Raw genomic sequence first — 19,611 nt, 5'->3', positions numbered from 1 at the left:
CTTCAAGCCCTGTCCAGCACCGTAACCACGGCGGCGGCATCTTCAATGCGGATGAAGCCCCCGCCGTTTTCTGCCACAGCAATGCGTGCTCCGCTCACCTGACGCGCGCCCGCTTCACCGCGCAATTGGGTGACCAGTTCATGCATCTGAATCAGTCCGGTTGCGGCAATGGGGTGGCCTTTGGACACCAGGCCGCCGGACACGTTGACCGGGCATTGCCCACCCAGCGAAGTGGAACCGCTGGCTGTGAAGGGGCCGCCTTCTCCGCGAGCGCACAGGCCTAAATTTTCGATCTGCAAAATTTCAGCAAAGCTGGATGCGTCATGCACTTCCACAACGTTGATCTCTTTGGCCGAAATTCCCGCTGCCGAATAGGCTCGGCTGGCCGCCAGCGCTACGCAATGCGATTCAAGCGCTTGTGCGGCGCGGTGTACGGTGCTCGAAACCCCCATGCCGCGAATGCGCACAGCGCGTGCGCGATTGAGCTGTTTCAGTCCATTTTCATTGCACAGCACGGCAGCAGCAGCGCCATCTGAAATGGGCGCGCACATAGCTCGCGTGAGTGGCCAGGCAATGGTGGGGGTCTGCAGTACCTCTTGCAGCGTCATCGGCGTGTTGTACTGAGCCAGTGGATTGAGCGCAGAGTGCGTATGGTTCTTGGCAGCTGCAAAGGCAATCTGCTCTTGCGTGGTGCCGTAGAGCTTCATATGCATGCGCGCCAGTGAGGCGTATACATCCATGAAAAAGCTCTGCTGCTTCCAGTCGCCGCCAATTTCCTGCTCAGGCCCGATGCCCGCACCAATGCTCTGCAGACCATTCCAGGTGTTCTGCATCTCATGGATATCGGTGCCGCCAAAGAAGGCCTCCATCATGGCCTGGCGCTTTTCCGGATAGAACATCTTCTCCGTGCCTGCCACCAGCACAACATCAAACAGCCCGGCCTTAAGGGCTGCATAAGCCTGATACACCCCTGAGCTGCTGCTGGCACAGGCGTTTTCCACGTTGAAAATGGGCAGCCCGCCAAACCCCATGGCCGTCAGAGCACATTGCCCTCGAATGGAGTTCTGCGCCTCCATCTGGCCCTGTCGAACGTTGGAAAACCAGGCAGCGCCTACAGCATCTTGCGCTACGCCTGCATCCAGCAGCGCGCCGGTGACGGCCTCGCGCGTCAGGTCCTTGACGGATTTCTGTACATGGCGCCCGAGCTTGGTATGGGAAATACCGGCGATGAAAACATCCATTTTTAATCCCCGAATCAATGCGTATTAGTTTTTCCGAAATATGGAAACAATTCATAAGACTGAATAGTTTTCCCCTTTGCTTTCAGCATAGAACTTAGAATCAGCTCCACAATTAATTTCCATCTATCGGAAAAATGGCACAAGGATCGCAAACTCTGGAACGCGGGGTGGAGCTGTTGAAGCTGGTGGCAGCACACCATCCGGAAGGGCTTCGACTCACAGATCTGGTACAGCTGTCGGGGCTGGAATTTCCCACCGCGCACCGCTTGCTTACAAGCCTTTTGCGCGAAGGTCTGGTTGCTCATCAGGAAACAGGCAAGCGCTATGTGCTGGGCCAGTACTGCCAGCAGCTGTCGCTAGCCGCACACAACAAAGCGCCTGTGCAGAACATCTACGCCCCACTGCTGGAGGACATCGCCAGCACCACGACCGACGCCACATTTCTTGTCATTCAAAGCGGCCTGGACACCCTGTGCATCGCACGCGCATTAGGTACCTACGTGATCCAGGCACTGGCCGTGAACGTGGGGCATCGCCAACCCATCGGCGTAGGCGCAGGCGGTCTCGCCATGCTCGCGGCCATGCCGCACAAAGATGCCGATGCGCTCATCCGCACCAACAGTGATCGGCTTCCTTACTACCGCAATCTATCGACGACAGAGCTGAAAAAAATGGTCTCGCAAGCCCGCGCAGATGGCTATGCAGTCATCGGCAACTACGCAGTTTCGGGTGTAGTGGGCGTTGGTGTTGCACTGCATGACGCCATGGGCAACATCATTGGCGGCGTGAGCGTGGCGTCCATCAAGTCACGCATGAACAAGGAACGCCAGCAACAGGTAGCTGAGCAGATCAAGCGGAGCATGAGTTTGTTTCTGGACAGAGGCTGATTGGGGTGCTGGCTGTGCGTAGATCAGTGCCGCCTCAGTGACTCATGGACATAAAAACTGCCGTTGCCCGCTGAAAAGCGGAGTTCTTAGTGCTGTTCAAAACGCAGACTTGAAGCTAAGAAATGGTGGCCAAGCAAGAACGAGCTGCTGCAAAAACCTTTAGTTATCGGAGCTAGACCATTTGTTTGCCCCCTGAAGGAAAGCAGCGCTTCAACCAACCAGCCCCACCAAACCCGGCCTGATTCACAAGCAGGTGCAAGCCAGCTTGACTGCAGGTGTACGGCATCTGCACCTGCCAATCCAACTGCCGCCTGCACCAGGTGCTGAAGTCCGGAGCAGCCCAAGCAAGGCCGCAAAAATGCTATACGGCGTTCACCCAACCCGCCGTTTGTCGCAGTGGACTTTCCCTGCTCGGTGTTGCTGCTGATTGGCTGATTGGCTGATTGGCTGATTGGCAATTCGACTGGTAATGACACCGCATGGACGCAAAAGGACGAACTGCGCAATTCAAACTCGGACCATGACTGCGTACTGAGATGTGAGGCAGAAGTCGGGTGTTGCGAAGAATTCAAAACGCCTGAACAACTGTTTTTCTCACTGCGTTTTCCATAATTTCCTGATGATTGCTTGCTGATTTTCTAGATTTAATTTCCTAGAGAGGCTGTTGCGTGAATCTCGTGGATATATATGGTTCTGAGAAAATCTCCTATTACCCAAGAATGATCTGTCCAATAGAGCGCATCGGTTTCATCTTCAGGAAGATCACCAGAAATATGAACGATAGATCAATAAGCAGGACGGATATACTTCCCCCTGAAATTAATCATCAATAATGACTTCCAAGGACCTGAGGTGTCGTGCAGGCGCTAAGCAGGTGATTGATGTGCAAAGTCGAATCTATATTGTTCATGAATGGCAATATTTGCCGTTTCAGTACAAATCAGGCACCCATGCCTGGTTTTTCAGATGCTGAAGATTACTGCCAGAGCATTGATTTATATGGTTATTCATCCTTGCAAGAGCAGCGATTTTTTGGGTGCTTGTCAGGACTGAATGTGAATGATCTTCTTGGCTTTGGCAATTTCTTTTCTCTTTTGTGTTTTGGCTTGCATTCGCCGTTAACGTAATGGCTTATCGCTGATCAAGAAATTGCAGCAAAGTGAATGTCGCCTGACTGAAACCTGCATATCTCACATGTTCCGCAGTAGAGAAGGCATGTATTTCTTGATTCTATTGGGTGTCGTTGCTTCAGTATTGAAGTTCATGCGGTTTGAGCCAGTTGTGGATTGGTCGCTGCACCCATTACGTATGTTTTTTTTATTTTTATTGCTGTGATCGGTTTGGCAAGCATTCGCAGAAATCGTAAAAAAACAAATAGCGCAGCGTGTAAATAAAAAATTTATCAACTTAAATCACCCGAAACAATCGAAAGCACACGCCTTGGAAAATATTCCTGAACTTCTATAAGAATTTTCTTGTTTTGATATTTTGCTGTGGGGATTTTCTGGGTTTCCGCCTAAATTCGCACTTTGAATTCAATAAAAACTGAGTATCAATGCATAAGAGTGGGTGTGTAAGAGGCTTCACGCTGATTGAAATTCTGATCGTCATAGCCATGATGGGCATCCTGATGGCAATCGCCGTGCCTAGCTATAGCGACTACCTCAAGCGTGGCCGCATCGTCGATGGCCTGGTGCCTCTTGCGGACATGGGAGCCAAGCTGGAGCAGTATTTCCAGGATCACCGCAAGTACACCGGTGCCTGCTCGGCGGACTCGATCGCGCCGTTGCCTGCGGAAACCAGCCATTTCAAGTACACCTGTGCCCTGGACGAAACACCCCCGACGGTCACCGCCTCGGGCAAGGGCGGCATGAGCGGCTTTGTCTTCACCCTTGACACACAGGGCGTGCGCAAGACTGCCCAAACGCCTGCTGGCTGGACGAAGCCTGAAGCCAACTGCTGGTCTTCACGCAAGGATGGAAGTTGCTGATGCGCCGTGCCGTACAGGGCTTCACCCTTGTCGAGATGCTCGTGGGCCTGGGTCTCACAGTCTTCTTCATGATGATGACGCTGCCCAGCGCCAGCGCCTATCTGACCGACGCTCGCATTCGCGCAGCGGCGCAGGCCTATTACAGCGGCGCGCAACTTGCGCGCGCCGAGGCCGTACGTCGCAATGCCGAGGTACGGCTCCTGCTGACCGATGATCCCCGCGCTTCACCGCCCACTGCCAGCGTGAATGCCCTCGGCTGGGTCATGCTGGCAGGTGGTTTGCAAGGAGTCGACTGGAGCACGCTCGAGGGAGCGGAATGGGTTGACAGCAAAGATCCGCAGGAAGCACGAACAACGGGACTGAGCGTTGCGGCCAACGAGGCCGTCGTGCAGTTCGACGGCCAGGGGGCGGCCTCCGTCAACCAGGTCGTCAAATTTCTGGGCCCCGCAGCGGACACCTGCTATCCGCAGGGTCCCCGCCGCTGCCTGCATGTCGTCATATCGCTTGGCGGACAGGTTCGTTTGTGCGATCCAGGCATTTCAGACAATGGAGACAACCGCAAATGCTGACCTCACCCGCCAGTACAGGCGCAAGACAGGGTCGCAACCAGCACGGCATTGTGCTGCTCGAGTCACTCGTATCCATCATCATCGTCATGACCGGCATTCTCGGAATTGCCGGGCTGACCATGAAGTCCGCGACCTGGGCCGGCCATGCGCAGTACCGCACGGAGGCGGGCATGTTCGCTTCGCAGATCGTGCGGCTGATCGAACTCAAAGTAAGCCGCAGCTCGCCAGACAATCTGGCGAACTCGCTCACCGCGTTCCAGCACCAGCCCGATGGCGAGATGTGTAACTTCAGCGGCAATAGCGCAGGAGACTCCACGTTCAAAGGCGTGCTCAAAGCCGCACGGGGCGAGCAACCCAACGTACATGGCCTGCCGGGCGCCACGGCTGCCATGCAGCAAGTCAGGGTGGATACGGCGGACGACAACCGGATCACGGTCACGCTGTGCTGGCAAGGGCCCAATGACCCTGCTGTGCGCAACTACCAGATCCAGGCCTTCGTGCACTAGGGGGCATGCCAATGCACAAACGCAAGCTCCCATGCGCAACGTCACCGGCGATGGGTCGGTCCCTCGGTTTTTCCCTGATCGAAATCATGGTGGGATTGGCCATAGGTCTGGCCAGCATGCTGGCCATCTACCAGTTGTATGCAACGTCCGAAGGGCGGCGGCGCACCATCGTCTCGATCAGTGAAGCGCAGACGGCAGGCTCCATGGCATTGTTCGCCATTGAACGCGACATTCGCTCGGCAGGGCTGGGGTTTGCAGGCATCGACTCCCGACATCTCAACTGCTCAGTGAAAGCGTACAACAGCGGACGCAGCACGGCCGCTTTCGACTTCCCGCTGCTACCTGTGCGCATAGCAGACGGGAGAATCTGGGTGCTGACTGGCTCTTCCAGCAATATGTTTGCTGGCGCCCGCTATGTGGGCAGCAGTGGCGGTGAATTCAAGATGGAGAAATCCAATGCGGGCTTTCAGGCCGGTGATGTGATCCTGGGCACCAGCGACAGCTTCACCGATAGCTGCCTGCTGATGGAAGTGACCGCCGGCGCTGACCCGACATCCACCACGGCAGCCGCCAACAAAAACAAGGTCCATCGAAAGACCGGCTCCTACCAGGATTTTTACCAAGGCAAGGAGGTCGATGCCACGCGCAATGGTGGCGCTCACACCAGCCTCCTGGATTCGAGCCAAAGCAATCTGGGCGAAGGCATGCTCTACAGCCTGGGGCCGCAGCCCACCCTCACCGTCTGGAGCTTGGACGACAAGAGGCAACTGACCCGCTACAACCATCTCAATGAAACCGAGACGGGCAAGGTCGCCGTGGCCCAAGACATATTTCAACTTCAGGCCGAATACGGCTATGACGCCAACGCCAATGGCGCGATCGATGAAGAAGCCGAATGGACTGCCTCGCTTTCTCCTGATACGACCAGTTGGGAGCAGGTTCTTGCCGTGCGTATCGCCGTACTGATGCGCATTCCGCACTACGAAAAAGACAAAGTCACCAACTCCGCACCCCGCTGGGCCAACGGCACCAAGCAATTCAGCATGGGAGACGGGGAGGAATGGATGCACTACCGCTACCGGGTATACGAAAGCATTGTCCCGCTGCGCAACACGCTATGGGGGCAGCAGTTATGAAAGCCGTGCATCCACCTACACGTCATCGCGCCAGGCCCCCCAGGCAGGCCCCGCAACGCGGTGTCGTCCTTCTGGTCGCACTGATCGTGCTGCTGGTGATGACGCTCACCGGCCTGGCCGTGGTGCGCACCGCCACCCAGGGCGCCAGCATGGCGGGCAGCCTTGCACTCAAGCAAGGGGCCACATCAGGTGCCGACTTGGGGCTGGAGAAAGGCATGGCCCAGCTCGATGCGCTGTATTCCGCTGGCAGTGCGACGCTGGAGGCCGACGCTGACGGTGGCTACTTCGCCAGCCATGACCCCAGGGCACCGCTGGACTGGAGCCAGGCCGAGTTGGTCACCGAAGACGATGGCCTGGGCAACAAGGTGGAATTTCTCATTCACCGGCTGTGCAGAGATGCTGGCCGCTGGGATGCGGCTGGCCAAAGCTGCGTGCTGCCGCACGAGCTGGAGTGCCCGGGCTCCTCAGAGACGGCAGGCAGTGTTTCCTCTTGCAACGCCCGTCCCATGTACCGCATCACGGCACGAGCCACGGGCCCGCGCAGCACCCTGAGTCTGGTGCAGATGACCGTGTATTGACCGTGGTGGCCATGAATGGCGGCAAAACGCAGGCCGTAGGCAGCTCGGCATGCATGCAGACCAACAGACAGACAGGCACTCGGATTGCCCGAGATTAGAAAAGGGAGGCTTGAGATGCACCAGAAACTGACATATAGGCTGCGGCCATTCGTAGCGGCGTCGCTGGCAGGGGTCGTCAGCTTGGGCATGCTGGTCTTCGCTGGCCGCATGGCCGTGGCCGAAGCTCCGGCGCAGGATGTCGTGCAGATATCGGACACGCCGCTGGGCATCATGGCCGATCAGAACAAGCCGAACGTGATGCTGCTGCTGGACACCTCTGACTCCATGAAGTGGACCCACATGCCCGACGACTGGGAGCAGGACACCACCACCTACTTTCCCGTCGGCTACAAAAGTGCGCTATGCAATACGCTGTACTACAACCCGCAAACTACTTATGAGCTGCCCAAGAGGCCTGATGGCCGGGATATGGACGCGCCTAGGTTTGAGAACGCCTGGAAGGACGGCTACGACCAGTCTCTGGGTACGGTGGACCTGTCCAAGAACTTTCAGGCCTACGACAACGACACCCGCCGCAGGGCGCTTTATGAAGATCCCGCCCAGCCAGCCTATTTCTTTGAATGGCGTAATTACTACGCTGCTGGCATAAGGCCGGAACCTCACTTTGAGGAGCCGTCCGAAAAGGTCGGTGTTTGCAACAAGATCAGCAGCAGTTCGAGCTATTACTCATTGCGCGTGGACGACGGCACACTGCGCGTCAACGTGCAAAGCCCCAACGTCTATGGGGATGGTGGCCCAGACGGATGGTGGACACGCCGAGCCATACCAGCTGCCCAGAGGCAAAATTTCGCCAACTGGTATAGCTATTACCGCACGCGCATCAACATGGCCAAGTCGTCGGTCAACCTGGCTTTTTCCACGCTGAACGACAATTTCCGCATCGGTTTTCTGACCGTAGCCAATCCTGGTACCGGGCCGCACAGCAAGTTTCTACCGGTAACTGACTTCAACACAGAGGGCAAGCAGCAGTGGCTCGAGGCCATACAGACGATCAAGACTGGCGGTTCCTCGCCCGCCCGCGAGGCGCTGGCTCGCGTAGGCCGCTACTATGCAGGCCAAAGCGACAGCATCAATGCCAGCATGACGCCTTTCGTCGACCCCGTGGTGTCGGCCTGCCAGCGCCATTACGCCATTGTTACCACTGATGGGTACTGGAACATCGGACAAGAGAGCGCAGGGCCTGTGAAGATTGATGGCAAAACCCTGGTAGGCCAGCAGGACGGCCCGCCAGCATCGCTGACCGATGCCGATGGACTGCGCCCGCGGCCTATTTTCGACGGCTCGGTTGGCGGCACCAAAGACGTACACGATGCCAGCGTCAGCTATCAGTGGGCACAGTGCGAACTGGGCTGGAAGGTGACGACGCCAGGCGGCGGCACCAAGACCGAGACCACCTACAAAAAGATCGTCAAGAAGGACGTTCTCAAGAAACAGTGGAGCACCGCCACTCTTCGATGGGCGAAGAAAAGCACGAATACGCTGCTGGAGAGCTTCGGAAAAATCAGCAACAAAGAGGAGGAGCTGCAATGGCTCAAGCGTGTCCGCACCTACTGGCATTCACAAAGGACAGACAAGGTCACCAGCAAGCGCTACAGGCAATTGCTTACCTGGGACTATGTCACTAAGGCGCAATACCGCTTCAGAGCGACAACTACCTGGAGTACGGAAACACAGACGCCCTGGGCTTCGGCCCTGGCCATACAGACCCGGCAAAAGCGCTATTTTTACTGGTACAAGAACCCTGCCGTGGGCGAGCAGGACCTCAAGACCACCGACAAAACGGTATGCAGTCAATTTGCAGGCGGTTGCAGGCTGGAGGGCAACGACCAGTGGAGCGTGGTGCAGTCCTGCTCTGCCGGCACAGACGGATTCTTCAAGGTCGAGTGCGAGACCTCGTCCGAGCCCGTCAGTGCAAAGGATTTTTGTGGCAGAAATGGCCAGTATGTGGAGGGACTGGGGCTCATCAAGTGTGACGGCACCTGGGTCGCACCTTATTCCGGGCCTGTTGCCTCTTGCGGGGCCATTCACCCGGACCTGCGGGACAACATTCTGGCTGCATCGCAAGGCCATGCCGGCAATCCTCTTTCAATGGTGCAGTTCTCCAACTGCAACACGGGGCACAGGGAAGAAAAATTCGTCACAGCCGACGAGTGCAAATCGGTTTCGCCCACCAAGGACAACGGATTCAAGACGACCAGTTGCATGAAAGTGATGGCCGGATCGGTCACGGACAATAGCTGCCAGATTACGACCACCCCCGTGCTGGATGCATCCAGCAACAACCTGTATTCGGAATGCACAAAGTCTTCTGGCCAGGAGTGGACTGCAGTCTGTACCCCGGGTCCCATTGCCGACACACCGCTGCGCATGAATACCCAGTGCGGCAGCCGTGGGGACCCTGTGGTCACGACTGTTCCTCCGAACTCTTGCACAGCCGGCGCCACGAACGGATATTTCTATGAATGCACGCCCTTGCCGAGCACTTGGAGCGGTCCGGTTCAGCCGGACTCCTCCACCTGCCGGACAAATACTTCGGCGGGCCTGACCTGCGAGGAAAAAAGCAGTAGCTGGCGCCCTGCGAAGACCTGCGCGGCTGACGAGACTCCCTCGGCGAGCAACGGCTGGATCGGCCGCCAGTGCAAAAACAAGGGCGAAGTCACAGACCCGCCATCGTGCAAGCCAGTGCCAGGCAAGGAGGGCATTGCCATCCCGGAGGACCGTCCCATGGCTCCAGGCACCTGCACACCACAGGCTGCCACGGCAGAAAATGGCTGTATTTACAGCAGTTGCACTGTTGATGCCCCCGATCCGATTGACGTTGCAACGAGTCAGTGCACTCCCAGCGCCCCTTCGGCGGCCAATGGTTGGACGCAGACCACATGCACCAGTGTCTCCGAGCCAGGCAAATCGGTGCCTTCGTGCTCGGAATCAACGATAGGTTTCCAGAGCGTTTCAGGCTGTAAAAGCAATTCCGATGCCACGGACATGGCCTTCGGCACCTGCGAATCTTCACTGCTTGGGCTGGATGGGGGCGGGAATCCAACGCAAGCCAATGGCTGGACCACCAGCAGCTGTCTCAAGATCGATGAAGGGGCGGGCGGACTGAGCTACTTGCAATCCGAAGCGGACTTTGCGGCTTGCGAGGCCAGCAAGGGAACGGCTGAAAATGGTGTCGAAATCCAGTGCATCAAGGACGGCCCCCACACCGTCGCAGTGCTCCAGGGCGAAGCCTGTATCCCAGGCTACAACGCGAGCACGCAAAAAGTGACGGACTGCGCAGGCGTGGACCAGCCCACAAGCGAAATCGTGTCCGAAAAACCCGCCAATTGCCCTGCGGCAACCTGCGAGAAAGTTTTTGGCAGGAAGAAGACCTACGAGGGCAGGTATTGGTCCGACAAGAAGGTGATGACCGGCACGGTCGAGACGGAAACGTCGACAGGTAACCGAATTGCCTTCAGCGGTGACTTGGAGTCCCCTGCAAGATGCTATGCACCTGAGGAATGGGTTGCACTGGATCCGCTTGAACAGCCCCCGGGAGGGCAACCGCAGCCAGGAACGCCGCCATGGACACAGCTTCCCGCGACCCACACGGCCTGTGGCAAGCTGCCCTGCGAAGAATTGAATATGCAGGACGCCAAAGGGGGAAGCACCAACTCGCTGGCCGACGTGGCCCAGTATTACTATGCGACCGACCTTCGCCCTGACAGCGACAACGTGGTAAAGCCCGCAGGTAACGGTGCGGAGGACGATAAGGCTACTTGGCAGCACATGAGCACCTATGTCATTGGCATGGGCGTTTCAGGGACGCTCAAGTACGACAAGAACTACAAGAATGGTGCGGGTGATTTCGCCGACCTGCGCACGGGCAAAAAGACCTGGCCGATCTGGCCCATTGAGGGCACGTCAAACTACGAGCAGCGGCAATCCATCGATGATTTCTGGCATACCGCCGTGAATGGCCGGGGCCTGTACTTCAGCGCCAATGATCCCAAAGCCATCGAGGCCGGCCTGAGCGAGGTGTTTACAGACATTCGCGCCGTCATGGGTTCGGGGGCCGGCGTGACGGTTTCCTCTGCACTGGTCAGTGCCGACAGCCACTACGCCTATGGTGCCACTTACAAGACCGGCCGATGGTCTGGCGATATGCTGGCCTACGAGATCGATCCGCAATCGGGCCAGCGTACCCAGATCGACGGCTGGTCGGCACGGGCCAGGCTCGATGCCCGTGATCAGGCCAGCGACCCCCGTACGATTTACTTCATGGACGGCAGGACGCGAAAGCCTTTCACATGGAGCGAGCTGGGCAGCCTGCAAAGCAACTTTAACGGCACCAATGCCTCAAGCCGTCTGGCACAGTACGACCAGATGTCGGCAGCGCAAAAGCAGGCCGCCCTGGGCCAGAATCTGGTGGACTTCATTCGTGGCGACCGGAGCAAGGAAGGCTTCACCAAGGACCAGATTGGCAGGCTGTACCGTACGCGCGAGAGCAGGCTGGGCGACATCATCGGCTCCCAGCCACTGTATGTGGGGGAGCCACTGCGCAAGTACCGGGATGCAGGCTATAGCGCCTTTCGGCTGGCCCAGCGTGGCCGCACGCCGATGGTGTATGTGGGTGGCAACGATGGCATGCTGCATGCCTTCTATGCCGAAGTGGACCCGCGTGCTTCCGGCACCGAAGGCCGCAAACAGGTGCTGACGGCTGCACGCGAGGCCTGGGCCTTTGTGCCAGCGACCGTGATGCCAGAGCTGCCCAGACTGGCAAGTGTCAGCTATGAAGGCGGTCACCGCTACTTTGTGGACGGCTCTCCGGTGATGGCCGACATCCAGGCCGGCAGCACCTGGAAAACCATCCTGGTGGGCGGATTCAACAAGGGTGGCAAGGGCTACTATGCGCTGGATATCACCGACCCGCAGGACCCCAAGCCGCTATGGGAAGTCAACAGCACGAGCATAGCCACCATGGGTCATAGCTTTGGGCGGCCACTGGTGTCCAAGTTGCCTGACGGCCGCTGGGCAGTGTTCCTGACCTCGGGCTACAACAATACGGATAACAACGGGTATCTCTATGTGCTTGATGCCAACGACGGCAGCATCATCCACACGATTGCCACGGCAGGCAGCGGCCTGAGGGAGATCAACAACTACGCACGCAACCCAGCCATCGACAACACTACGCAGCTGCTGTATGGCGGCGATCTGCAAGGCAATGTCTGGCGCTTCGAGTTCAACAAGGACGGCTCAGCCAAGGGCGCAAAGAAGGTCGTTCAACTAGTGGACGAACGCAGCAATCCTCAGCCCATTACCACGCGCATGGAACTGGTACCCACCTCTGCGGCATCCGAGAGGCCGCGCATCCTGGTGGGAACCGGCAGGCTGTATGCCGCATCCGATCTTGCGGACAAGAGTACGCAAAGCGTCTATGGCTTTGATGACAAGATGGACAACATTTCGGGGGAATCGCTGCGCAGCCGGCTCAATAAGATGCTGCTGAAGCCAAGTACTGGAGCGGGCGGCCAGCGCACACGCACGATAGAGTGCTTGGGTAGTTCGACTGACTGCAAGGATGATGCCAAAGGTTGGTACGTAGATTTGCCCGACTCAGGTGAACGCGTGAATATCGACATGCGGCTGGCCAACTCAACCCTGGTCATCGCCAGCAACGTGCCTTCACCCGATATATGCCTGGCAGGCGGCTATGGCTGGATCAATTACCTGAACTTCAACACTGGTCAGGCCATCAACGAAGGGCCGGATGGCAAGGGCGATGTATCGACCATGGTGGATGGCTCAACGATTTCGGGACATGCCACCACTACCACGGGCGATGGCAAGGTAACCGATCACATATCGACGACCGGCGTCGGGGACAAGCCTTTGGACATTGACATTCCCTATGCCGCACCCAAGCCGCTGGGTAGACGCATTAGCTGGCGTGAACTGGTGAAATAAGCATGAGGGAACCTTCTGCATAACTCCCGGCACGCATGTGCTTGCACATGCGTGCCGGGTGCGGCTGCATCGTGGCCCATGCAGCAATCTGATCTCGGCCTGAGCCTTTCCACCAGGAAGACCGGCAAGCGTGAATTCCTTGAGCAGATGCAGCAAGTCGCCCGCTCGCCCTGATCACACCTTACGCGCCAGAAGGTCGCAAGAGCCGCCCTCCCGTTCCTGTCGATATGCTGCTGCGCATTCATTTATTGGGGTGCTGGCTGTGCGTGGATCAGTACCGGCTCAGTGACTCAGGGACATAAAAACTGCCGTTGCCCGCTGAAAAGCGGAGCTCTTAGTGCTGTTCAAAACGCAGACTTGAAGCTAAGAAATGGTGGCCAAGCATGAACGAGCTGCTGCCTGCACAAGGTGCTGAAGTCCGGAACAGGCCAAAGCGGATCGATCCGCATGATCCTAATGATCCGTCTTAGCGACGAATGACGGCCCGGTAAGTGAACTTGTCGGGTCGAAAATACATCTGCGCATATATCAGCGGCTGGTTTTCGATGTCATGCGGCACAAAGCTCACATACAAGAGCGGCGTATCAGGTGCCACGTTCAAAATTTTGCCGCGCTCCACGCCAGCGGCCACAGCGCTGGCTTCGATGTGCGTGCTTTCCAGCCGATACCCCAAATTGGCTTCCAGCACGCTCATGGTGTCCGCTGTCTCCAAGTCGTGAGCCAGCAGTGCCTCTGCCATGGAGGGAGGTGCAAATAGCTTGCCGCAGACGATCGCCTCGCCGTCAACAAGGCGCACATGAGAAATGCAGGTCAGCGGTGCGCCTACCGCCAGCTTCAGACTATGTGCGACACGTATCGACGCTTTCACTGTGCGCACCGAAAGCGTTTTGCCCTGCGCGTGATAGCCCTTGGAACGCATGTGCTCATAAAAGCCGGTGAGCATTCCAAGCTGCGGCGCATTCGAGGGACGGGTGACAAAACTCCCCTTGCCATTAAAGGTTTCCACCAAACCTTCCGCCTGAAGCGCTGATAACGCCTGCCGCACCGTGATTCGGCTAACGCCAAACTGCGCTTGCAGCTTGGATTCGGAAGGAAGTTTTTGCCCTGGTGCGAGCTGCTTTTCCAAAATGCTTTGGCGCAGGCTTTGCTGCACCTGTGCAAACAGTGGCAGATCGGTTTGAATTTTTTGTTCTTGCTGCGCCGCTGATGCGCTGGCGACAGATTTTTCGGTCTTGGTTTTAGGCATGTCTGACGTGCACTATATCCGCTAGATATTGGGTTGGCAGGCAGAACTTGATCACCCTTGCAACCATGCGCTGTCATAACAGGTATTGCTAGATCTTCGCATGCAACCTATTATGACAGGTGTGTGCAGTGGAGTTTTTCCATTGCACATAAAAATGGAGACAAGACATGCAACGCAGAAAAATCATGAGCGCGCTGCTAAGCGGCGCGGCTGCCTTGGGTGCCAGCACCTTTACGGGTAATGTGCTGGCCGCGCCGGATGGCGACTATCCAAAACGCCCTATCCACGTCATCGTGCCCTATGCTGCCGGTGGCGTGGTTGATGTGCAGACTCGGGCGCTCACTCAAACGCTGCAAGGCATCCTCAAACAACCTATCGTGGTGGAAGCCAAGCCCGGTGCGAGCGGCAGCATTGCCGCTGAAACGGTGGCACGTGCAGCGCCAGACGGCTATACCTTGCTTGTGTCGGCCTCGTTTCTGATCAACACGCCGCTCATGGAAAGCAATCTGCGTTGGAAAATGCAGGATTTCACGCCAATTGGCCGCTTTTCGCTGTCCACCAGCTACTTCACCGTGCCGATGACATCGCCCGCAAAGACTGTGCGCGAATTCGTCGACATGGCCAAGAAGGCTTCACCGCCGCTGCAATACGCCGATGGTGGCATCGGCACGCCGCAGTCCATGTCCACGATGATGTTCCGCACGGCTGCGGGCATTCCGCTGGAGATGGTGATGTACAAGGGTGCTCCGCCCGCGATTCCGGATCTCATCAATAACCGCGTGTCGATGTCGATCCTTCCGTCTGCCGTGGCAATTCCGCAGATCAACGGCAAGAAGCTGCGTGTGCTGGCCAACATTAGTGACACGCGCTCCAATGAGTTGCCGGACGTGCCAACGTTCGCAGAAGCCGGTTTTCCTGAAGCAACTGCTGTGTCTTGGTACGGCTTACACGCGCCCACAGGCACGCCGCAAGTCATCATTCAAAAGCTCGAAGCCGCAATGCGCGAGGCCACTTCCACAGAAGAAGTGAAGAAGCGCCTCATTGCCGCCGCTGGCGAAGAAGCCTTCATGGGCACCAAAGAATTCACCACATTCATCGAAACAGATGTCCAGCGCTGGACCAAAATGATGAAGGCGATTCAGCGATGAGAACGCGCCCCGAACACGAGTTTCAAATCCTGATCGGCGAGCTGCGCGAATTCATCGCCAGCGAAGTCGTTCCGCAAGAGCATTTGCTTCAAGCTGGTGATGCCAAAGCCTTGCAAGAAACCACGCGCGCGTTGCAACGCAAGGCCGTTGCACGCGGCTTTGGCGCAGCACGCACAGCGCGGGAGTATGGCGGCCTCGCGCTGAGCTGGGAGGAATGCTGCCGCTATCTGGAAGAAGCGGGCCGCAGCTTTTTGGGCCCTGCGGTTTTGCAATGCGCTCCGCCAACTCAGCCAGACATATACGCGCTGGAAAAGTTGGGCTCGCCCGAGCAGCAACAACGCTATCTGGAGCCGCTGCGCACGGGCGATCTGCATTCCTGCTTTGCAATGACCGAACCCGCGCCTGGCGTAGGCTCTGACCCGCGCATGCTCAGCGCCACGGCCAAGCGTCTGCCTGAAGGGGGCTGGGAAATCAATGCCCACAAATGGTTTATCACCGGTGCCGTGCGGGCCGACGTAGCGATTGTTGTGGCACGCACCGAAGCCGGTGTTTCCTGGTTTCTGGTGGACACAGACACCCCGGGTTATCGCCTGGTGCGCGACGTGCCGACGATGGAGCCGTTTGATGCCGGTGGCCACGGCGAGATCACGCTCACCAATTGCCGCGTGCCTGCGAGCGCATTGATCGGCGAAGAAGGCCGTGGCCTCGAATACGCACAGCTACGCCTTGAAGGCGCACGCCTGTTTCACTGCATGCGCTTTATCGGCATGGCGTCTCGTGCGATGGATATCGCGCAAGAGTACGCATCACGCCGCGAATCTTATGGAGTGAGGCTGGGCGAGCACCAGATGGTGCAGGCCATGATTGCCGATGCGCATATCGAGCTTTACGCCGCACGCCTGATGACGCGCGATGTAGCGCGAATGCTGGATGCGGGCGAATCGATTCGCCATCACTCCTCCATGGCCAAGGTGTTTGTCTCCGAAGTGGTCTGCAAAGTGGCGGACTCAGCGGTGCAAATTTGCGGCGCACTTGGTATCTCCGAGGACACGCCGGTGTCGATGATTTATCGCCAGATGCGGCCTTTCCGTATTTATGACGGTGCGTCCGAAGTCCACCGATCGGCGATTGCCAAACGTGCGCTGCGCCATCGCATTTGCGCCTGATGCAGGCTGATCCCGCTTGAATTTCACTCTAGGTTTTTACACCCATGCAAGAGACCACCGAACTTGCGGCATTCCGCAAAAAAATACGCCAATTTGTCGGCGAACACCTTCCCCAGGACGTTCGCGAAACCACGCAGCGCGGCCAGCAGCACACGCGTGAGCAAATGGTGCGTTGGCACAAAATCCTTACCGCCGATGGCCTGCTCGTGCCGCATTGGTTCAAGCGCTGGGGCGGTCAGGAATGGAGCGTCGAACAGCAAATGGTGTTTGACGAAGAAATGGCGCAAGGCCACGCGCCGGAGCTCAACAGCGTGACATTCGACATGCTCGGCCCGGTGATCATGCACTACGGCAGTGAGGCGCAAAAGGAGCGCTTTTTGCCTGCGATTGCCGCTGGCGATCAATGGTGGTGCCAGGGCTACTCGGAGCCCAACGCGGGCTCGGATCTCGCGTCGCTCGCTACCCAGGCCAAGCGTGATGGCGATCACTACGTGGTCAACGGTTCGAAGATCTGGACTTCGTATGCGCAGTATTCCGACTGGATGTTCTGCCTCGTTCGCACAGCCCAGGGTGGCAAGCCGCAAGAGGGCATTTCCTTTTTGCTGATCGATATGAAATCGCCCGGCATCACTGTGCGCCCCATCGTCGGCATTCACGGTTGGGTGGTCTTCAACGAAGTGTTCCTCGACAACGTGCGCGTGCCCGTGGATCAAATCGTAGGCGAAGAAAACAAGGGCTGGACGGTGGCCAAGTCGCTGCTGGAATTTGAGCGGCTGAAGCTTGCGCGCATCGGTGAGAACAAGCGCCGCATGACACGTGCGCGTGAGATTGGGCTTACGCACATGCATCTGGGCAAACCCGTTGGCGAGCAGCACTGGTTTCGGGAACGCTTTGCCGATCTGCAATCGCGCTTGCTGGCGCTCGAAGCCAACGCGGGCCGCTTCATTCAACGCCAGCAGGCGGGCGAGTTGCTTGGCGCGGAAGTCTCCATGCTCAAGATGCGTGGCAGCCGCTTGATTCAGCTGTGGGAAGAACTCATCGTCGACGGCCTCGGCGCCGATGCGTTTGCACTCAGCCCCGCCTGGCTTGCTGGCAAAAGCGATGCCCCGCAGATGGGGCGCATTGCGGGCACAGCATCCTCGCGCCGCTTTCTTGCGCGGGGCTACACCATCGCCGGTGGCTCCAGTGAAATTCAACACAATATTCTCGCCAAACAGGTACTCGGACTATGAGCGACACCCAGCAACAAGAGCAGCAAATGATTGCCGACAGTGTTCGGCGTTGGGCAACGCAAACCAGCTCGCCCGCACAACGCGAAGCCTCGGCCGCACACAACAACGGCTGCCCGCCAGAGCGCTGGGGCGAAATCGCCGAAATGGGATGGCTGGCCTTCCCTATTCCCGCCGAAGACGAAGGCCTTGGCGGCAGTCTGGAAGACCTGTGCGTGCTGGCCGAAGAGTTGGGCCGTGCGCTACTGATCGAGCCCTTTGTCGCCAACGCCATCGTCGCCAGTCATTTGATGGTGCAGACCGCCGAAGGTGCGCTGCGCAGCCAATGGCTTGGCGATCTTGCAAGTGGTCAAAAACGTATGGCCTTTGCGATGTGGGAGCCGCAATGCGAGGGCCTCGTGATGCCTGCAAACGCCACGGCTCAACAGACGCCTGACGGCTTTGCAATCAGCGGCGCCAAAGGACTTTCGCCCGGACTTGCGGGTGCGGATGCATTGCTGCTGGTTGCACGCATTGCCGACGACGACTACGGCCTATTTTTCGTCAACGCCGATGCGGCTGGCCTCACGCTCGGCAACCAACGCCTGTACGACGGTCGCCACGCTGCCTCTTTGCAGCTAGAGAAATCACCGGCAACGCTGCTGCGCAAGGCCCCTTGGGCGCAAATGCAAGTGTTGGTGCAATCGGCTATTGATCGCGGCATCATCGCGCATTGTGCGGAAACGGCTGGCGCGGCCAGCGTGGCGCTGGCCACCACCATTGAGTATGTGAAGACCCGTAAGCAGTTTGGGCGCAGCATTAGCAGCAACCAAGTGGTGCAGCACCGGCTGGTTGATCTTTATGTAGAAGTGCAAGAGCTCAAAGCCTTGTGGCGCTACGTCGCCAACGAGCCATCGCCAGGCAATGTGTCGGCGCTTGCCATTCGCTGCATCGACGTGGCCCGTCACGTGTGGGAAGAAACCCTGCAGTTGCACGGCGCGATCGGCATGACTGAGGAGTACGAACTGGGCGAATACCTGCGCCGCCTGGCGCTGGCTACATCGCTGTATGGCGGCGCAGCCGTGCATCACGAGCGCCTTGCCGCTCTTTCTTTTAAGGCAGGCTACGCATGACAAATACGCAAGAGCATCCATCGCTCATCACCACACGCGAAACGGGCGTGCTGTGCATGACCATCAATGCGCCGCAAGTGCGCAATTCTTTGCAAGCGCCCGGTGTGCTGGACGGTTTGCTAAACGCACTCGAAGAGCTGGAGCAAGACCCCACGCTGCGCGCTGCCGTGCTGACGGGCGCGGGTGGCGCGTTCTGTTCGGGCGGCGATCTGCGCCAGCTCTCGGAAAAAAACGAGGCCGAAGTGCGTCGCAATATGACGAGGAATGCTTGGCTGTATCGACGCCTTGCGCTCAGCGACAAGCTCATCATCGCTGCGGTCGATGGCCCGGCCTATGGTGCGGGGCTGGGTCTGGCGCTGGCCTGCGATTTGGTGGTGGCGGGAAAAGACGCAATGTTTTGCAGCGCCTTCACCCGCGTCGGTGCGATGCCGGATGCCGCGCTGTTTTGGTCGCTGCCGTCACGCGTCGGTACTACGCAAGCCCGCCGCATGATGCTGCTGGCCACCGAAGTGAACGCCGAGCGCGCCTTGCAAACCGGCCTTGCCGATGAGCATGTGGCGGATGGCAGTGCGCTGCCCACAGCGCTTGCGTTGGCGCACAAGATTGCACGTGGGCCGCAGCGCCCGTTTGGCCGCATCAAGGCCGGCTTGCGCCGCGCGCCAATGTCGCTGGAAGATGCGCTCGCGTTCCAGCTCGACAATGCGCCCGGACTCTTTGCGGGAGCAGACTTCAAGGAAGGCGCGAATGCTTTCTTTGAAAAGCGTCGGCCCGTTTTTGGACAGCAGGATCAGTAA

The 19,611-nt window shown here is 58.1% G+C and carries 15 protein-coding genes and 2 pseudogenes; 14 read left to right on the top strand and 3 right to left on the bottom strand.

Annotated elements, in window-relative coordinates; genetic code table 11:
- Positions 1-2 precede the first annotated feature (2 nt).
- On the bottom strand, positions 3-1,241 hold the full coding sequence (locus IB213_RS05925) for a thiolase family protein (protein WP_192405728.1): 1,239 nt from the start codon (positions 1,239-1,241) through the stop codon (positions 3-5).
- Between the two features lie 134 nt (positions 1,242-1,375).
- On the opposite strand from IB213_RS05925, the gene IB213_RS05920 reads away from it, so the two are divergent.
- Complete coding sequence (locus IB213_RS05920) at positions 1,376-2,128, top strand: IclR family transcriptional regulator (protein WP_192405727.1); 753 nt, start codon at positions 1,376-1,378, stop codon at positions 2,126-2,128.
- 172 nt (positions 2,129-2,300) lie between these two features.
- Here IB213_RS05920 and IB213_RS18380 read toward each other — a convergent pair.
- A pseudogene (locus IB213_RS18380) lies at positions 2,301-2,474 on the bottom strand (hypothetical protein); the annotation flags it as partial.
- 562 nt (positions 2,475-3,036) lie between these two features.
- Here IB213_RS18380 and IB213_RS05910 point away from each other — a divergent pair.
- From IB213_RS05910 to IB213_RS18375, 8 genes and pseudogenes are all read left to right on the top strand, one after another.
- The gene (locus IB213_RS05910; protein ID WP_192405726.1) at positions 3,037-3,255 is read left to right on the top strand and encodes a hypothetical protein; all 219 of its coding nucleotides are present in this window, start codon (positions 3,037-3,039) and stop codon (positions 3,253-3,255) included.
- Positions 3,256-3,683: 428 nt separating this feature from the next.
- On the top strand, positions 3,684-4,118 hold the full coding sequence (locus IB213_RS05905; protein ID WP_192405725.1) for a type IV pilin protein: 435 nt from the start codon (positions 3,684-3,686) through the stop codon (positions 4,116-4,118).
- Positions 4,118-4,687, top strand: coding sequence for a GspH/FimT family pseudopilin (locus IB213_RS05900; protein ID WP_192405724.1), 570 nt, complete (start codon positions 4,118-4,120; stop codon positions 4,685-4,687). Before IB213_RS05905 ends, IB213_RS05900 begins: the two co-directional genes overlap by 1 nt.
- On the top strand, positions 4,681-5,193 hold the full coding sequence (locus IB213_RS05895; RefSeq protein ID WP_192405723.1) for a hypothetical protein: 513 nt from the start codon (positions 4,681-4,683) through the stop codon (positions 5,191-5,193). The genes IB213_RS05900 and IB213_RS05895 overlap by 7 nt, the downstream gene beginning before the upstream one ends.
- A gap of 50 nt (positions 5,194-5,243) precedes the next feature.
- The gene (locus IB213_RS05890) at positions 5,244-6,329 is read left to right on the top strand and encodes a PilW family protein (protein ID WP_192405722.1); all 1,086 of its coding nucleotides are present in this window, start codon (positions 5,244-5,246) and stop codon (positions 6,327-6,329) included.
- Between the two features lie 5 nt (positions 6,330-6,334).
- The gene (locus IB213_RS05885; protein ID WP_192405721.1) at positions 6,335-6,907 is read left to right on the top strand and encodes a hypothetical protein; all 573 of its coding nucleotides are present in this window, start codon (positions 6,335-6,337) and stop codon (positions 6,905-6,907) included.
- A gap of 114 nt (positions 6,908-7,021) precedes the next feature.
- The gene (locus IB213_RS05880) at positions 7,022-12,916 is read left to right on the top strand and encodes a pilus assembly protein (protein ID WP_192405720.1); all 5,895 of its coding nucleotides are present in this window, start codon (positions 7,022-7,024) and stop codon (positions 12,914-12,916) included.
- Between the two features lie 78 nt (positions 12,917-12,994).
- Positions 12,995-13,176: pseudogene (locus tag IB213_RS18375) on the top strand (IS5/IS1182 family transposase); the annotation flags it as partial.
- 206 nt (positions 13,177-13,382) lie between these two features.
- On the opposite strand, the gene IB213_RS05870 reads toward IB213_RS18375, so the two are convergent.
- Positions 13,383-14,069 (bottom strand): GntR family transcriptional regulator, encoded by a 687-nt coding sequence (locus tag IB213_RS05870; protein WP_192405719.1) that lies wholly within the window; start codon positions 14,067-14,069, stop codon positions 13,383-13,385.
- A 260-nt stretch (positions 14,070-14,329) separates the two neighbouring features.
- Here IB213_RS05870 and IB213_RS05865 point away from each other — a divergent pair, with 260 nt between their 5' ends.
- The 5 genes from IB213_RS05865 to IB213_RS05845 are packed head-to-tail and all read left to right on the top strand — an operon-like array spanning position 14,330 to position 19,611.
- A complete protein-coding gene (locus IB213_RS05865) occupies positions 14,330-15,310 on the top strand; it encodes a tripartite tricarboxylate transporter substrate binding protein (protein ID WP_192405718.1) in 981 nt (326 codons plus the stop codon).
- Complete coding sequence (locus IB213_RS05860; protein WP_192405717.1) at positions 15,307-16,476, top strand: acyl-CoA dehydrogenase family protein; 1,170 nt, start codon at positions 15,307-15,309, stop codon at positions 16,474-16,476. The genes IB213_RS05865 and IB213_RS05860 overlap by 4 nt, the downstream gene beginning before the upstream one ends.
- 44 nt (positions 16,477-16,520) lie before the next feature.
- Entirely contained in the window at positions 16,521-17,708 is a 1,188-nt protein-coding gene (locus tag IB213_RS05855) for an acyl-CoA dehydrogenase family protein (RefSeq protein ID WP_192405716.1), read from the top strand.
- Positions 17,705-18,817 (top strand): acyl-CoA dehydrogenase family protein, encoded by a 1,113-nt coding sequence (locus tag IB213_RS05850; RefSeq protein WP_192405715.1) that lies wholly within the window; start codon positions 17,705-17,707, stop codon positions 18,815-18,817. Before IB213_RS05855 ends, IB213_RS05850 begins: the two co-directional genes overlap by 4 nt.
- Positions 18,814-19,611, top strand: a complete 798-nt coding sequence (locus IB213_RS05845) for an enoyl-CoA hydratase/isomerase family protein (protein ID WP_192405714.1) — start codon at positions 18,814-18,816, stop codon at positions 19,609-19,611. The genes IB213_RS05850 and IB213_RS05845 overlap by 4 nt, the downstream gene beginning before the upstream one ends.

The sequence above is a fragment of the Comamonas sp. CMM02 genome (assembly GCF_014851485.1).
Taxonomy (GTDB): domain Bacteria; phylum Pseudomonadota; class Gammaproteobacteria; order Burkholderiales; family Burkholderiaceae_C; genus Comamonas; species Comamonas avium.
This window is presented reverse-complemented; position numbering and strand designations above follow the sequence as displayed.

What these genes read in the sequence shown, in the direction of transcription:
- IB213_RS05890 (WP_192405722.1), top strand. Translation starts at nt 5,244, where the DNA reads ATGGGTCGGTCCCTCGGTTTTTCCCTGATCGAAATCATGGTGGGATTG.
- IB213_RS05900 (WP_192405724.1), top strand. Translation starts at nt 4,118, where the DNA reads ATGCGCCGTGCCGTACAGGGCTTCACCCTTGTCGAGATGCTCGTGGGC.
- IB213_RS05845 (WP_192405714.1), top strand. Translation starts at nt 18,814, where the DNA reads ATGACAAATACGCAAGAGCATCCATCGCTCATCACCACACGCGAAACG.
- IB213_RS05865 (WP_192405718.1), top strand. Translation starts at nt 14,330, where the DNA reads ATGCAACGCAGAAAAATCATGAGCGCGCTGCTAAGCGGCGCGGCTGCC.
- IB213_RS05895 (WP_192405723.1), top strand. Translation starts at nt 4,681, where the DNA reads ATGCTGACCTCACCCGCCAGTACAGGCGCAAGACAGGGTCGCAACCAG.
- IB213_RS05905 (WP_192405725.1), top strand. Translation starts at nt 3,684, where the DNA reads ATGCATAAGAGTGGGTGTGTAAGAGGCTTCACGCTGATTGAAATTCTG.
- IB213_RS05920 (WP_192405727.1), top strand. Translation starts at nt 1,376, where the DNA reads ATGGCACAAGGATCGCAAACTCTGGAACGCGGGGTGGAGCTGTTGAAG.
- IB213_RS05860 (WP_192405717.1), top strand. Translation starts at nt 15,307, where the DNA reads ATGAGAACGCGCCCCGAACACGAGTTTCAAATCCTGATCGGCGAGCTG.
- IB213_RS05910 (WP_192405726.1), top strand. Translation starts at nt 3,037, where the DNA reads ATGAATGGCAATATTTGCCGTTTCAGTACAAATCAGGCACCCATGCCT.
- IB213_RS05850 (WP_192405715.1), top strand. Translation starts at nt 17,705, where the DNA reads ATGAGCGACACCCAGCAACAAGAGCAGCAAATGATTGCCGACAGTGTT.
- IB213_RS05880 (WP_192405720.1), top strand. Translation starts at nt 7,022, where the DNA reads ATGCACCAGAAACTGACATATAGGCTGCGGCCATTCGTAGCGGCGTCG.
- IB213_RS05925 (WP_192405728.1), bottom strand. Translation starts at nt 1,241, where the DNA reads ATGGATGTTTTCATCGCCGGTATTTCCCATACCAAGCTCGGGCGCCAT.
- IB213_RS05855 (WP_192405716.1), top strand. Translation starts at nt 16,521, where the DNA reads ATGCAAGAGACCACCGAACTTGCGGCATTCCGCAAAAAAATACGCCAA.